Source organism: Arthrobacter sp. FW306-1B-G06A, from assembly GCF_058781765.1.
Map to the genome: position 1 here is coordinate 72,823 of NZ_JBYSXB010000022.1, position 14,090 is coordinate 86,912.

Annotated in this window: 17 protein-coding genes; 8 read left to right on the forward strand and 9 right to left on the reverse strand. The window is 63.6% G+C overall.

Features of this window, described 5'->3' with window-relative positions:
* Window positions 1–46 precede the first annotated feature (46 nt).
* The 3 genes from AC3WJM_RS13055 (at window position 47) to AC3WJM_RS13065 (ending at window position 2,010) form a co-directional block, all read left to right on the forward strand.
* The gene (locus tag AC3WJM_RS13055) at window positions 47–1,366 is read left to right on the forward strand and encodes a multidrug effflux MFS transporter (protein ID WP_492272073.1); all 1,320 of its coding nucleotides are present in this window, start codon (window positions 47–49) and stop codon (window positions 1,364–1,366) included.
* 216 nt (window positions 1,367–1,582) lie between these two features.
* A complete protein-coding gene (locus tag AC3WJM_RS13060) occupies window positions 1,583–1,822 on the forward strand; it encodes a hypothetical protein (RefSeq protein WP_492272074.1) in 240 nt (79 codons plus the stop codon).
* Entirely contained in the window at window positions 1,822–2,010 is a 189-nt protein-coding gene (locus AC3WJM_RS13065; RefSeq protein ID WP_492272075.1) for a YegP family protein, read from the forward strand. Before AC3WJM_RS13060 ends, AC3WJM_RS13065 begins: the two co-directional genes overlap by 1 nt.
* Window positions 2,011–2,035: 25 nt before the next feature.
* Here the strand turns inward: AC3WJM_RS13065 and AC3WJM_RS13070 are convergent, their stop codons facing one another.
* On the reverse strand, window positions 2,036–2,401 hold the full coding sequence (locus AC3WJM_RS13070; protein ID WP_284991767.1) for a TfoX/Sxy family protein: 366 nt from the start codon (window positions 2,399–2,401) through the stop codon (window positions 2,036–2,038).
* 122 nt (window positions 2,402–2,523) lie between these two features.
* Between AC3WJM_RS13070 and AC3WJM_RS13075 the strand changes: the two genes are divergently transcribed.
* Window positions 2,524–3,273, forward strand: coding sequence for a GAF and ANTAR domain-containing protein (locus tag AC3WJM_RS13075; RefSeq protein ID WP_059388063.1), 750 nt, complete (start codon window positions 2,524–2,526; stop codon window positions 3,271–3,273).
* Between the two features lie 75 nt (window positions 3,274–3,348).
* Window positions 3,349–3,621 carry a DNA gyrase subunit A gene (locus tag AC3WJM_RS13080; RefSeq protein WP_492272076.1) on the forward strand — a complete coding sequence of 91 codons (273 nt, stop codon included), beginning with the start codon at window positions 3,349–3,351 and terminating at the stop codon, window positions 3,619–3,621.
* Here the strand turns inward: AC3WJM_RS13080 and AC3WJM_RS13085 are convergent.
* The 6 genes from AC3WJM_RS13085 to AC3WJM_RS13110 form a co-directional block, all read right to left on the reverse strand.
* The gene (locus AC3WJM_RS13085) at window positions 3,593–4,012 is read right to left on the reverse strand and encodes a MepB family protein (protein WP_492272077.1); all 420 of its coding nucleotides are present in this window, start codon (window positions 4,010–4,012) and stop codon (window positions 3,593–3,595) included. The genes AC3WJM_RS13080 and AC3WJM_RS13085 overlap by 29 nt on opposite strands.
* Window positions 3,987–4,277 (reverse strand): antibiotic biosynthesis monooxygenase family protein, encoded by a 291-nt coding sequence (locus AC3WJM_RS13090; protein ID WP_059388060.1) that lies wholly within the window; start codon window positions 4,275–4,277, stop codon window positions 3,987–3,989. The genes AC3WJM_RS13085 and AC3WJM_RS13090 overlap by 26 nt, the downstream gene beginning before the upstream one ends.
* Window positions 4,278–4,360: 83 nt before the next feature.
* Window positions 4,361–5,497: an FAD-dependent oxidoreductase gene (locus tag AC3WJM_RS13095; protein ID WP_492272078.1), complete on the reverse strand. Its 1,137-nt coding sequence runs from the start codon at window positions 5,495–5,497 to the stop codon at window positions 4,361–4,363.
* Window positions 5,498–5,563: 66 nt separating this feature from the next.
* Window positions 5,564–6,772: an RNA polymerase sigma factor gene (locus tag AC3WJM_RS13100; protein ID WP_492272079.1), complete on the reverse strand. Its 1,209-nt coding sequence runs from the start codon at window positions 6,770–6,772 to the stop codon at window positions 5,564–5,566.
* 52 nt (window positions 6,773–6,824) lie between these two features.
* Window positions 6,825–7,244, reverse strand: a complete 420-nt coding sequence (locus tag AC3WJM_RS13105; RefSeq protein WP_492272080.1) for a YciI family protein — start codon at window positions 7,242–7,244, stop codon at window positions 6,825–6,827.
* A 284-nt stretch (window positions 7,245–7,528) separates the two neighbouring features.
* Window positions 7,529–8,938, reverse strand: coding sequence for an MFS transporter (locus tag AC3WJM_RS13110; RefSeq protein ID WP_492272081.1), 1,410 nt, complete (start codon window positions 8,936–8,938; stop codon window positions 7,529–7,531).
* Between the two features lie 1,277 nt (window positions 8,939–10,215).
* On the opposite strand from AC3WJM_RS13110, the gene AC3WJM_RS13115 reads away from it, so the two are divergent.
* Window positions 10,216–10,311, forward strand: coding sequence for an MYXO-CTERM sorting domain-containing protein (locus tag AC3WJM_RS13115; protein WP_113990585.1), 96 nt, complete (start codon window positions 10,216–10,218; stop codon window positions 10,309–10,311).
* Window positions 10,312–10,438: 127 nt separating this feature from the next.
* Here the strand turns inward: AC3WJM_RS13115 and AC3WJM_RS13120 are convergent, their stop codons facing one another.
* Window positions 10,439–11,002 (reverse strand): hypothetical protein, encoded by a 564-nt coding sequence (locus AC3WJM_RS13120; protein ID WP_059388055.1) that lies wholly within the window; start codon window positions 11,000–11,002, stop codon window positions 10,439–10,441.
* Between the two features lie 254 nt (window positions 11,003–11,256).
* Window positions 11,257–11,856 (reverse strand): hypothetical protein, encoded by a 600-nt coding sequence (locus AC3WJM_RS13125; protein WP_492272082.1) that lies wholly within the window; start codon window positions 11,854–11,856, stop codon window positions 11,257–11,259.
* Between the two features lie 144 nt (window positions 11,857–12,000).
* On the opposite strand from AC3WJM_RS13125, the gene istA reads away from it, so the two are divergent.
* Together istA and AC3WJM_RS13135 are read left to right on the forward strand one after the other, a co-directional pair.
* Window positions 12,001–13,545, forward strand: coding sequence for an IS21 family transposase (istA, locus tag AC3WJM_RS13130; RefSeq protein WP_492272083.1), 1,545 nt, complete (start codon window positions 12,001–12,003; stop codon window positions 13,543–13,545).
* The coding region (locus AC3WJM_RS13135; protein ID WP_492272084.1) for an ATP-binding protein at window positions 13,542–14,090 on the forward strand (549 nt) is incomplete at its 3' end. The genes istA and AC3WJM_RS13135, both read left to right, overlap by 4 nt.

Below are 14,090 nucleotides of genomic sequence, written 5' to 3' on the forward strand. Positions count from 1 at the left end.
ACCCGTTTCGGCAGGGCCCTCGCTACGCCTGCGCATGGCGGGTTTCATGGAAATCGAAGGTCAAGCATTCGATGAAATGGAGCACCAGCGCATGCCCGTGAGCACGACGCCGACAACCACACGGGCTGCGACGGCAGGGACTGTCCCGGCAGCACTAGTCGCCACTGTCATCTTCTTGACTGCAGTCGCACCCCTTGCCACCGACATGTATGTCCCGGCGTTCCCACGCGTGTCAGAAGAGTTCGGCACCTCGGCGTCGTCGGTGCAGCTGACGCTGACGACGTTCTTTGCCGGGATGGGGCTCGGGCAACTGGTCGGGGGTCCGTTCAGCGACCAACGCGGCCGACGCCTGCCGCTTGTGGCGGGCACGATACTCATGACCATCGCGACGGTTGGCTGCGCCCTGGCCCCGAGCATCGGATTCATGATGGTTGCCCGGTTCCTGCAGGGCTTTGGTGGGGGATGGGCGATGGTGATCGGCCGCGCCGTCATCGTAGACTTGGCCCACGGCCCGCAGCTGGTCCGGGTGCTCAACGTCGTGATGGGGATTGGGGGCGTGGCACCGATCATCAGCCCTCTGCTGGGCGCGGTGATCCTGCAGCTGACCGGGTGGCGGATGACCTTCTGGACGCTGGCGGCACTTGGTGTCCTGATGACCCTTTGTGCGCTGTTCGTCGTGCCGGAATCCCTGCCGCCCGGGAAACGTCACGCGGGCGGACTGCGTGAATTCGGGCACGCGGCGCGCACTGTCCTGGCGAACCGCCGGTTCGTTGGATACGTCATGGTGGCATCTTCGGCATTCATCGCCTTGTTCGCCTACGTCGCCACGTCAGCGTTCATTTTGCAGAACATGAACGGGCTGTCCCCGGTGGCGTACTCCATCGTCTTTGCCGCGAACGCCGGCGGGATGACTATCGCTGCCCTCGTCTCGGCGCGGCTGGCAGGCAGGGTGCCCACCCGACGGGTCATCCTCGTAGGACAGGCCATCGCCCTGGCCGCCGGCGTCCTGATGCTGGCTGGCGCCCTCTGGTGGGGCACTCCTTTGCTCGTGGCAATGGGCAGCTTCTTCGCGCTCATGGTGGCCCAAGGACTGATCAATACGAACGGCGGTGCCCTTGCCTCGGCCGAAGTACCTGCGCACCCGGGCACGAGTTCCGCCGTCCTTGGCCTGGTGCAGTGGACAACGGCCGGCATCATCGCGCCGATCGCAGGGTTGGGCGGCACTGACACGGCCGTCCCGATGGCGGCCATCATGATCGTCGGGGCCCTGCTGTCCCTCGTCGGCCTCCTCATCGTGGCCCGGCCCAGCACGCCCGCGGGGCGTTCACCAGCCCCATGCGATTCGAAGCAAGCCGAAATTGGTTGATATGACCTGGGTCACTTATGCTGGTAGAGGTCAAGCAGCTGGCTTTCTCGATTTAGTACGAGGAGGTCAGCCATGGCACCTATTCAACCCGGTCACCCCCATGTTCGCGCTGTACGGCGTCGGGGATCCTGGACCCCAGACACCTCCGATGAATCTTGGCGGAACCACCTACCCAGGCACAGCGCGCTTCAACAACTGTTTCGGCAATGGCCATCCGTGCCCTCGCGCGAATTGGAACGCATCCGCCTCGTTCTTCTTCACTGCGACGAAATCGCGCACCCGGCTGCAACCCACCGACTCTCCGAACCGGCCCAGGCGCTGCTGGACCTCGTGACGGGCGAACTGGAGCGGCGACGCGAATCGGGACATCATCAACCGCTTAACAGCAGCCCGGCTTCCCGGCATCCCGGACTGCCCAAGCTTGCTCCTGTACGCCGTCGGGGAGAACTTCTCTGATGGCGGGACACTTTGAAGTGTTCACTGACAACGGGGGCAACTGCAGGGTCAGGCTGGTTGACGAGTTCGGGAAAGAGCTTGCGGTCTCGTCACCATTCCGGGACACGGCCGCCGCAGCCCGGCTGATCTACGCCTTCCGTGAGATTGCGGCAAGCGGACTGATCGAAGACCACACGTCCCGGTTCTGAGCTTTGTGCGCGGCCTCCGCGGCAGTTACTTCTTCGCTGAACGCGGTTTCGCGGCTTTCGGCGGGAGAGTCGCAACGTAGGCGAAGGCCTTTTCGACCCACTCCGCCGTTTGCTCATCGTCGCCGGCCAAGGCTTCGGGCAGGCCGACGTAGCCACCCATGGCGCGGCCTTCCGGGCCGAACGGGAGCGTTTGGTGGCTTGCCTCCAGTGCCTCGCGGTCGGCGTCGGAAAGCTTGACGCCGATCATCGGACCGAACAGTCCGGCGAACATATTGCCGTTCACGAAGGCGCCCAGGTTCCCGAACATCGGCTTGACCACGACGTCAGGGTTCTCCGGCACCACCGCGCGGAAGCGGTCTTTGTCGGCGTCGGACGGTTTGGGGATCTGCATGTGCGTACTCCGCGGTAGGGGATCGAAAGCCTAGGACTGCATGCAGCATACGACGGCGGGATGCGGGCTTCCAGCGTCGGCGCACCGTTCTCCTTGGCAAACGATGAAAGTAGGATGGGCGAATGTCGAGTTCACCGGAAAACGAAGCAGCAGACCTGCTTCAAGGCATTCTGGACCTTCAGTCTGTTCTGGTCGGCGCAGGGAATGCATCTGATTTCCTGAGCGGGCTCACTAAGCTCGCCGCTGCGTCGATTTCCGAAGCTTCCGGCGACGAGATTGAATGCGCCATCACTGTCAAAGTCAGACGCCGGCCCCTCACTGCAGCGGGCAGCTCCCCACGCGCCGTGCAGATTGACCGGTTTGAGCAGGCTATCGGTGACGGCCCCTGCATCGCGGCACTCCGCGAGATGTCTCCCGTGATCATCGACGACGGTTCGACAGATCTCCGCTGGCCGGCGCTCACCAAGAAATTCGCCGAGATCGGCGTTCATAGCTCGTTGGGGATTCCCATGGAAATCAGCGAGGACGCTAGTGCGGCGCTGAACTTTTTCGCATCCAAGCCCGGCGCGTTCACCCCCGATGTCTTCAACAAGGCCGTGGGCTTCGCCGCTGCTGCCCGCAACATCCTCCACCTGTCGGTGCGCATCGACTCGGCCCACCACCGGGCAGAGGACCTGGAATCAGCAATGCAAAGCAGGACGGCCATCGACCTGGCCTGCGGTGTCATCATGGCGCAAAACCGATGCTCGCAGGCAGAAGCGATGGAAATCCTCACCAAGGTCTCCAGCAACCGCAACCGCAAACTACGGGACATCGCCACCGAACTGATCGAACAAGTCTCGGGGAGCGGGATCGAAACCCACTTCGAGTAGGGGCACGCTTTGGGTGCCGCGGTAGGCGGGATAGCACCGTCAGTTTGACGCAACCATTCGTGCAAGAATCGCGGCATGGATGAGGATGAGCGGCGAACAAGGGAACAATTGATGCTCCACGAGGCCCTGGTGAAGGCGATGGATCGGCGGGACGAGGTCTTCCAGGTGGTTGAGGATTCAGAGAACCTGGACGAAGCAATCCAGCGGGTGGGTCAGCTGTTGGGCCTGGGAGAACTGGGCAGCCGGGTAGTCCTCGACATGCAAGTCAGAAGGTTCACCCGCGACGAGCGCCAGGCCATCGCTTCCTATGCAGAAGAACTCAGATCAAGGCTGCCCGATGGGTGCTGAACAGGTCGCGTGCGGTTGTCGGAGCGAGCTCGGAGAACGCAGGCCCCTGGGCGCGCTGCGTGCGTGACGCTTGAGGATTCAGGTCGTTGCACCATGCGGGATAGACGCGGAAACCGCGTTTGCCGGGATGAACGTCGGAACTGACGTATCCGAGCGAGACCAGGTGGGCTTTGGTGAATTGGAAGTACCCGAACCGATCCTGATCCTCTACGAAGACGAGCAGTCCGGACATCGACTCGTCAGCCGTGAAGGGCCTGGTCGATCCGCCTTCGCCGCGCTTCCAGACCGCGACGAAGGCACCGGGTTTCGTCGGTGTGATCCGGGCGGTGCGGATTCGCCATAGCTCATTCCCGATGCGGGGCTGGCTACCGCACCGTCGTGAAGTGCTCAACCACCGGGAATGGATCGTAGAAATGGTGCAGCAGCTCCTTCCACCGCTCATAGTCTGCGGACCCACGGAAGCCTTCGGAATGGGCTTCCACCGAATCCCACTCAACGAGTAGAAGGTACAGATTTGGGGACTCGATCGAGCGTGAAATCGAAAGACTCCGGAAGCCCTGCTGCCGGCTGATCAGAGGTCGCGCCATCCGGAATGCCTCTTCGAAATCGGACTCGCTGCCGGGACGGACGGGGAGGATTGCGTGCTCCAGAATCATTCCCTCAGCTTCTCACGGTGGTCCAGATGAGCGCCGGCTAACGGTCACCAGGTGACAAAATAGCGTTGGGAAAAGTTCGTCGCTTATCGCCGCGAATCCGGGGCTTGTCGGGTGTTCCGAAAGGGGAGCGCGTTCAACACAGCATTGCGGATCGTGATGCCCGATTGCGTTTTGGGTACGAGGAGGCGCGATGCGATGCCGGCGCCCCGTTGTAGCGAGTGCACGTGTTTGCGGTGGCTGCGTTCATAGACGGCGAAAGCGGCGGTGTGGTCATCCGGGTAGGCGGCAATCGCGTCGGCGAGGGTCTTGGCTCCAACGATCGCGCTGCTGGATCCTTCACCGAACAGCGAGATGCAACTCGCCGCGTCACCGAGCAGCACCACGCGGCCGGCAGACCACTGCGGTACGTCCATGCGGGTGACTGCGTCGAAGTACCTTTCGTCGGACGCGCCCCATTCCTCGAGCGCGAGCGGGGTGAGCCATCCGCCGTCGGCGTAGGTGGACTCGACGAGGCGTCTGCCTTGGTCCGCGTCGCGGTAGTCGAAATGGTGCTGCCCCCGGAAGATGAATGCGAACCCGGGCTTCCCGCCCGCCGGGTGGATGGTCAAGGAGGTTCCCGGTTCGTTGTACATCAGCACGGTGCGCGGATCTTGGATCGGTGCAGCGGCGCGCACGGTGCCCACGAACATGCCGAATGGGCGGGAAAAGCGTTCTTCGGGGCCGAATACCAAGCGCCGAACGGCGGAGTGGAGCCCGTCGGAACCGACGACCAAGTCGAAGCGACGGGAAGGGGTCCGCCGAAACTCGACGTCGATTCCGCCGTCGTCCTGGTGCAAGGCGGTGATCGAGTCGTCCCGGATGATGCGGCTTGTCTCCTGGGCCTTCTCAAGCAACAGGCCGACGAGGTCAGTGCGTGCGACCTCGACCTCTCCGTCGCGGTCGGCGCGTTGCCGGGTGGGGATGGTGGCCTGCGGCCGCCCGTCGGCATCGACGAAGACCAGGCGTTCGACACCAGTGGCGGCCTCCTCCAGGCGCGACCAGATGCCCATTTGCCGTGTAATAGCGACCGCGTCTCCGCGTACGTCGATGGGGTTGCCACTAGATCGCGCATCGGCCGATCGTTCCACAATCGTGACTGACCAACCAGCCTTCGCCAGCCAGTACGCGGCGGTCAAGCCGGCAATGCCGCCACCGGAGACAAGTGCGCTTCGATCCACCATGCCCTCATTCAAGCACTCAACACCAGGGGTGGTCTTCGGGCGTTGCCGCGGTCGACGGCGGCCCCTTCATGGTTGGCTGACGCCGTCGATCTTGCGCTCGAGCGCAGCTCGTTCGGCGGCGTTCCTGCACAGCTCAACGGCCTGTAGGAGAGCGGACCGCGCTTCGTCGCGGCGACCGAGCCGGGTGAGCATCTCGCCGCGGATCGCGGGGAGCAGGTGCGAACCCGTCAGTTCGCCCCGTGACGAGATCGCGTCTACCAGCTCGAGACCCTCCGCGGGGCCGGTGGCCATCGCGACCGCGACCGCTCGGTTGAGTTCGATAACGGGCGAAGGCGTCAGCCGTCCGAGGGCTTCATAGAGGATTACGATCCGCTGCCAGTCCGTTTCGGCAACCGAGCGAGCCACCGCGTGACACTCGGCGATGGCGGCTTGGAGGCCATATGCGCCCAGTCCACGTCCGGCCCCCACAGCCTGTGCCAGCGCCGCACGCCCGCGCCGGATCGCCGCCTGGTCCCACAGCCTCCGGTCCTGGTCCTCCAGAAGGACCGGGCGGCCGGACGCATCAAGTCGGGCCGGGAACCGGGCTGCCGTGAGTTCCAGCAGCGCGAGAAGCCCGAATACCTCCGGCTCGGGCGCGAGCCGCACCAGGACGCGGGCCAGCCGGCGGGCCTCGCTGGCCAGATCGGTGCGGATCCACTCCTCGCCGCCCGATGCAAACGAGCCCTCCGTGAAGATGAGATAGACGACCTGAAGCACCGAACCGAGCCGTTCGTTCAACTCCTGCCGGTCGGGCACAGCGAAGGGCACCTGTGCGGCGGCCAGCGTCTTCTTGGCCCGCGTGATGCGTGCCTGGATCGTCGCCACCGGAACCAGGAACGCCGTGGCGATCTCGTCGCTGCCCAGTCCGCCGACCACCCGCAGCGTCAAGGCGATCCGGGCCTCCTTCGACAGCACGGGGTGGCACGAGATAAACATCAACGCGAGCACGTCGTCATCAATCGCGTCAGGGTCGAACAGCGCGTCCGCCCCGGGCGTCGAGTCGTCCAGGCCCCGGGCGAGAAGAGCGTACCGTTCGTCGCGCCCGGCGCGCCGCCGGAAAGCATCGATGGCACGACGGCGGCCCGTAGTGAGCAGCCACCCTGCCGGTTGGGCCGGCACCCCGTTTACGGACCAGGACACCAGCGCCTCGGCGAGGGCTTCCTGGGCGAGATCTTCGGCCAGCGAGAAGTCCCCCGTATAGCGGGCGAGGGCGCCGACGATGCGGGCGGACTCCATCCGCCACACAGCCTCGACGGCGCCCCGTGCCTCTGCAGTGCTCACCGTCGGCTCAGAGCTGCCCGGTCAGCTCGCGCCACGCCCGTTCCTTCTGGATCCACTGATTGTCCTGCGGGAACTCATCGATCGTCGTCACGCGGCGGATCTCGGTCTTGCTACCCGACGTGAGCGGCGCCCGCTTGGCCCACTCGACGGCCTCCTGCTTCGATGCGACATCAAGGATGTAGTAGCCGGCAAACAGCTCCTTGGTCTCCCCGTACGGGCCATCGGTGACAACCGGCGTCTCGCCGGTGAAGTCGACCACGACGCCCTCATTCGCGTCGTCCAGGCCCTCGGCCGCCAGCAGGACACCGGCACGAATCAACTCGTCGTTGAACTTTCCCATGGCATCCATGATTTCGGCGAAGTCCGTGTTCGCGAAGTTCGCGAAGGACTCGTCCGTGGGACGCATGATCAACATGTACTTGGCCATCGAATGCTCCTTGATTCCGGAAGGTCGCTTTTTCGACCTTCTCACCCACAGGTCGAACGGCGCGAGGCCGGATCGACACAGACCGAAGAATCTTTTTTGTTTGCTTCCGCGGTGGACTGCTTGCCATCGTTTGACCAACGCTAGCTGACCAGCGGTGCCTGACCGTACTGTAAAGGACGCGCAGGCCCCCGCCCGTAAGGGGATCCCTGCAGGCCCCACCACTGACGCCCCTTTTCCGCCCGAGGGCCTTAGTTCGGATTCGAAGTCACCGTGCAGTCCCGGTGTCAGTGGGAGAAGTTTGCTGAGATCTCGGCGAGGGTGCGCCCCTTCGTCTCGGGCGCGAGCCATTGCGAGAGGGCTGCGCCGAGTAATGCGACGGCGGCGGCCACGACCATGCTTGGGCCCAGGCCGATGTTGCTGATCGCCCATGGCAGTGCAAAGGTGCCGAGTGCGGCTCCGATGCGGCTGAAGGCCGCGGCGAAGCCCATGCCGATGCCGCGCAGGTGGCCGGGGAATACCTCCGCCGGATAGACCTGGGTCATCGTGGTGTAGCCGGCATTGAAGAAGGAGAAGGCGAGAAACAGGACGAGCACGAGGATTGCTGGTGCGTTCGCCCAGACTCCGATGATCAGCAGGATGCCTGCGCAGAGCCACTGCCCGGGCACGGTGAGAATTCGACGGCCGAGCTTGTCAATCAGAAGCACGGTGGTGACAACACCCGCGGCCGCAAGTGCGGACAGGCCGACTCCACCGGTCCAGCCGCCGAAGCCGAATTGGTTGAGCACGTCGTCGGCGAAGGTCGCGATCGCGAAGTACGGAGTGACCGCACAGAACCAAAAACCTGAGGTGAAGAGGGTGGTGCGCCAGTACTGCCTCGAGAACAGCATTCCGAAGGAGGCGCCCTTGATTTTGGTCCTACTCTGCGCGGCTTGGGCCTCCTGGATCATCCTCAGATCCATCTCTCCAGTGATGCTGTCGTGCATCTGGGGCGATTCGACATATCGGCGTGCTATCGCGAGTGCTTCCTCATGCCGTCCCTTCGTAATGAGCCAGCTCGGAGATTCGGGGAGGCCAAAGCGGGCGAGGAACAGGACGAATGCGAGTATCGTGCTTGTCCCGATTACGAGGCGCCATGGGGTGCCGGCGTCGTGCAGGAGCGTGCCGATGATGAACGCCATCATGAAACCGACGTACCAGGCGATCAGAGTCAGCCCGAGCAATCGCCCGCGGAGCTTTGGAGGGGAGAACTCTGATAGCAATGGCCCACCGATTGAGTACTCGCCGCCAATCGCGACGCCCATGAAGAACCGGATGGCGGCCAGCTGGATCACGGCCCCTTCTCCTGAGGTCACGAAGAACTGGGCCGCTGAGGCGACCAGGAACAGGCCCATGTCCACCATGAACATGGGCTTTCGTCCGAACTTGTCAGTAGCCCAGCCGGCCAGCGGGGAGCCGACGAAGATACCAACCAGCGGGCCTGCAGCAATCATGCCCAGAGATAGTGCGTCGAGCTGGAGATCTGACCGCATGAGTCCGCTGACGGGGCCGATAATTCCGAGGATGTAACCATCGAGGAACATCCCGCCGATGAAGACAGCGACAAGCCGCACCATGAAGCGGCGTTTGAACTTGGAACTGGTCTCTCTTGATATGGAGGTGTCGACGGAGGCCGTCGTCCCGGTCGGATAGATCATTGAGATTTGTTCCCTTCTGACGTCAGCGCAAACCGCTGACGCCGTTTCCTAGACGCACGGACAGCCGCAGCCCTTAGCGACCGGTGGACGATGCCGACTGGCTTGACGCCAGCCGATATGGCCGCGCAGGACTCGCGAGATGATTTCGGCGTCGTCATGTATCACTGTTGCCCAATGTGACATATGACTCATATATCAGAGAACTCTATGGGTGCGATCCTCACCCGGTCAAGAGTTTGATGTGTAAATTGGTTGTATCCGTGGGCTCACGGGGTCTGTCTGAACCGGCGCAGGTTCCGTCAACGTGCATGCCAGGCGGACGCTCTGAGCCAACATTTAGTGCTGCCAGACTCGGCAGCGTACGCCGGAGACTTTGGGCTTGCTTCGGGGAGGGCTGCACTCCGGCCCCGGTAATCAGGACCCCCGACGGCAGGTGGCTGGTACCGCAGTCTGCGCCTTTCCTGATGCCGCCCGTCAGAGTCACGTCTGTGTTTGTCGACGCTGCGGACTCTTCAGGTGTCCGTGTGGCGCGTGCTCCCGAATAGAAACGGAGCCGATAGGGGAGCACCCAGACGGCCCCGAATGCGGCGGACCAGTGCGGTTCAATCCAGTACAAGTGCCGTCTGGTTGAAAACACACGGCCTCGACCACGCGACGACCTCACGACTTCGGACCTGCAACTCGTTCTTCAGCAGGCTCGTCCTGGGTCGAGACTGTGGACTTCACGCGCCCAGGGGCCACCGTCCGTCCGGTCCGGGATCCCTCACCGGAGCGCCTAGGCCCTCGGCTCTATTCGAAAGGCACCGTCGGCGAGTCGGACGATCTCCACAACGGCACGGACCGGCCGAATGGGGGACTGTCCGCAGAGAAAAACCAGGCCAACGACCAGGAAGGCGAAGGCGAACACGCTCAACCCAGCGCGCCACAGCAGACGCCGGCGGAGACGCGAGCCCGACCATCTGGGCGCGGCCGAAAGAGGCAGGGCGGTCGCGGGCAGCAGCAGATCATCAGGCAGCTGAACGGTTTCCGCTTGCATCGTCCCCCAGATCATCGACTGGAATCAGTGTATGTTCAGCACCCGCGGACGCGACCGGAGAACATGCGGTCCTGAAACTACCATCGCTTTGGATCCCACTTGCGTTCAAAGCTAAATCCTCCAACAAGACTCCCGCGGGCGGGATGGCATTCACTGCTTTCGCCAGGTTTTCATTCAGCACTCAGAACACCGCGTACGCTGTGTAGTCAGTAGCCAATTGAGGCCGTAGAGGAGTTCTAGCGTGCTCAACAATGGAAGCGCAGGGGTCAGCGTCGGAGCATTGGTTGCTGTGGCCGCTGCCTTGTACATCGTGCTGGTGGTACGCCGCAGGAAGTGAATGCCCCTTCGCGAACGTCCTCGCGAGGGATCCTTGCCCGTGCATTCTGCGGATAGTCGGCTGATTGACGCGGCACCCGGAGGGCGTTGACTGCCCGGCCGACGAGTCAGTCGCTATCCAGGCCGGATCAGTCGATGGCGGCCATGATGGTGGCCAGGGCATCGTCGGCGGTGGCGCCGGGGACGTACGTCACCGACGCTGTGTAGATCTGGTCCGGGGTGCAGAGGATAGCCTCGCTGTAGGAGCTGTCGTGTGCCGCTATCCACGCAGACCAATGACGGTCCTGAGTCCAGTTAGCGATGATCTTGACGGTGCCGGGTCCCAGCTTTCCGCCATCGCATTGTTCGGTAAAGACGGCCCGGTCGTCGTCGTTTTTCAAAGTCAGCGCCTCCAAGGTGACACGCGGATGGTAGGGGTCACCGTCGACGGTGTACCAGCAGCTGAGAAAGCCCGTGGCCTCCTGCGTCTCCGGGTGTGGCCCGTACAGCGGGAGGTCGGGGAACTTGGACAGGTAGGTCCCGGCGTTCTCACAGAACTGAGCGGACGGCTGACCGGTGACGGGGATCTTGCCTGAAGGCCCTGACGAACTTGGGCTGGGTGCGGGACTGGGGTGGATCATCGGCAGCAAAGGCGCGCAGCCGGACAAACTGAGCGTTATGACGGCCAACCCAGCGGCGCCGCGTAGCTGCATGACATCCCCCTTGCGTCAGCGATGGTTCACGGTAGCAGGCGCATGGCCGGCGTCGGTAGGGGCCCGTCCGAAGTGACCGCAAGCCAGTGCCTCACCGTATACCGCGGTGCCCGAAAAGGGATCGGCTTACGGGCATCCTCTCGAGTCATCGAATCGGCCACCGGACCACGACTGCGATGACCGCGAAGCATGATTCTGGCCCTGCAATGGCTCGGTACTCGGGGCAGAGAGGTGCCCGATGCTGACCACTGCAGCTATAGCCCTTCTGGGATTTGTTGAGCGAACCATTTCCTGAAGGCGGTCAGATCGTGCAGAAGTGGTTTGGTGATGCCGAAGAACGACGCTCCGATGCGCCAACCGGTCTTGCACTCGACGGGAAGAACGAGGAAAACGATCTTATGCGCGCCCCGAAGACGCGGTCTCGCCTCTTGCACCAGCTCCTGAACGACCCACGGCCTGAAGGTTGGCGAGTTGAGGCCGCCCCATTCACCGCGGTTCCCGTCCGCCTGGGCTGCGACCCAGCCGATTGCGTCGCGGAGCAGCGTTTCGGCAACCCGCCCCAACTCCGGTTCGTGCACGAGAGGCCCGTAATAGTCGATAGGTCCGGGAACCCCGCGCAGCACGGCCGCGCCGAAGATGGTCGTCCACCACGAACTCCACTGAGCGGACACCTCGTCGGGGTCCGCCGTGACAAGCTGCTCCTCCGGAGCGATAGCAGGTGCGATCCGGCAGCCAGGAGATCCACCCAATCCCGGATTGTAAGCGGCAACTTTAAACTGACCGGAGTCGGAAAATCTGACTGACCGTTCGCGGCAGGGTTTTGACCAGCAGCGGCAAGCATTTTTGAACAGCATTTGGCCACCGGTGTGTGGCTTGGCGTACCGGGGATTCCCTTGTCCATCCCTCGTGTCGTTACGGGGAGAGCCCCTTCCTTCCGCGGTGAAATGGCGATGTCGATCGTCTGTATTTCACCCGTTACCGGAAGGAAGGGGCTTGTTGTGAAGTCTCCAGGAGAGTTCATGGAAATTTTAGCTGCTTATGATTTGACCCGGTCCTACCGGGATGCCGCGAAGATTTGCGGTGTTTCGCACAATACGGTGCGCTCTTATGTGAAAGCCCGTCAGGAGGGCGCGCAGGCGCCGGTGGCCCGGCAACGCGGCCGGATGACCGACCCGTTCCTGCCACAGATGATCTCCTGGGTCGAGCAGTCCCGCGGGAAGATCCGCGGCGACATCGTGCATGAGAAGCTCCTTGCCCTGGGGTTCACCGGGTGTGAGCGGACAACCAGGACAACGCTGGCTGAACTGAAGGCGAAATACCGGGCCCGGAACGTGCGCGTGCACCGCCCCTGGACCCCGGAGCCAGGGCTCTGGCTACAGTTCGACTACGCGGATGGCCCCGTCGTTGACGGTGTGAAGACCGTGTTGTTCGTGGCCTGGCTGGCTTTCTCGCGGTTCCGGATCGTGATCGCCTTGCGGGACAAGACGATGCCGAGCGTCTTCGCGGCCTTGGACAGGTCGTTCCGCCTGGTCGGCGGGGTCCCGACCTACATTTTGACTGACAACGAGAAGACCGTCACGATCGAGCACATCGCCGGGATCCCGGTCCGCAATCACCAGATTGTCGCGTTTTCCAGGCACTATTCGACGTCCATGCAGACGTGCATCCCGGCAGACCCTGCCTCCAAGGGCGGGGTCGAGAACGCGGTCAAGATCGCCAAAGCCGACCTCGTCCCCAAAGAGACCAACCTGCTCCCGGAATACGGGTCCTTCGCCGAGCTGGAAACCGCCTGTGAAGCGTTCATGGAGGAGGTGAATTCGCGGGTGCACCGGGCCACGCTGGAGGTCCCCAAGGACATGCTCCGGGTTATCGAACGCCCCCGCTTGCATCCGGTCACGGAAACCCCGGTGACAGCGAGTTTCGGCCACACCCGCCAGGTCCCGCCAAACATGCCCATGATCACGTTCGAACAGTCCCGCTACTCCGTCCCGCACGCCCTGATGGGTGAGATGGTCTGGGTGCGCGGGACAGATACCGAGGTCGTCATCGTCCATGTCGGCGACGCCGGCCCGGTCGAGGTCGCCCGCCACAAGGTCACCCTTCCCGGCACCCCGGCGATCATCGACGCCCACTTCCCGCCGGCCCCGGCCGGGGCCCTGGAACGGGTCATCCGCCCGACGAACAAGGCAGAGGAAGATTTCCTGGCCCTCGGCGCCGGCGCCGCGCTCTGGCTCAAGGAAGCCGCCGCGGCCGGGACCGGAAAGATCCGGCACAAAATGGAACGCGCGGTCACCCTCGCCAAGGTCCTGGGCACCGACGAGGTCGACAAGGGCCTCGGTTCCGCCGCGGTGCATCATCGCTTCACCCACGAGGACCTGCTCTCCATCATCAAAACCGCCGGCGGGAAAAACCACACAACCAGCACCCACACTGCCACCGACCAAGGCCAATGGCTCAGCCAGGGCACCAGCGGCTGGGCCAACTTCGGCACCACCCCGGCCGCCACCACCACTGATGAAGACTTTGAAGGAGCCACCGAATGAGCGCGACAGCCCTTGCCCCCAGCCCGCTATCGGACCCTGCAGTGGAGAACGTGATCGCTCTGATGCGCACCACCCGGATGCCGCACGCCCGCGCGGTCGTCGCCGACGTCCTGGCCACCGCGAAAGCCCAGCGCTGGGACCCCACCGAAGTCATCCGTGTCCTCCTCGAAGCCGAAGCCACCGGCCGGAACGCCTCGATGCTGGCCACCCGCCGCAAACGCGCAGGCTTTCCCTCCGGGAAGACCTTCGATGTCTGGGACGAGGCACTGTCCACCCTCCCGGCCGCAACGACGTCGTTCCTGCGGACCCTGGAGTGGGTGCGGCGGCGGGAGAACCTGATCGCCTGCGGGCCCTCCGGCACGGGCAAGACTCTGCTACTGGAGTCCTTGGGCCAGCAGGCCATCGATCAAGGCATGTCGGTGTCCTGGCTCAGCATGGAAGACCTCGGCGCTCTCGTGCGCCGGCACAGGATCGATGACAGCGTCAACAAAGCCATCGTCCGGGCCACCAGCGTGGATTTGATTTGCGTTGATGACATCGGGCTT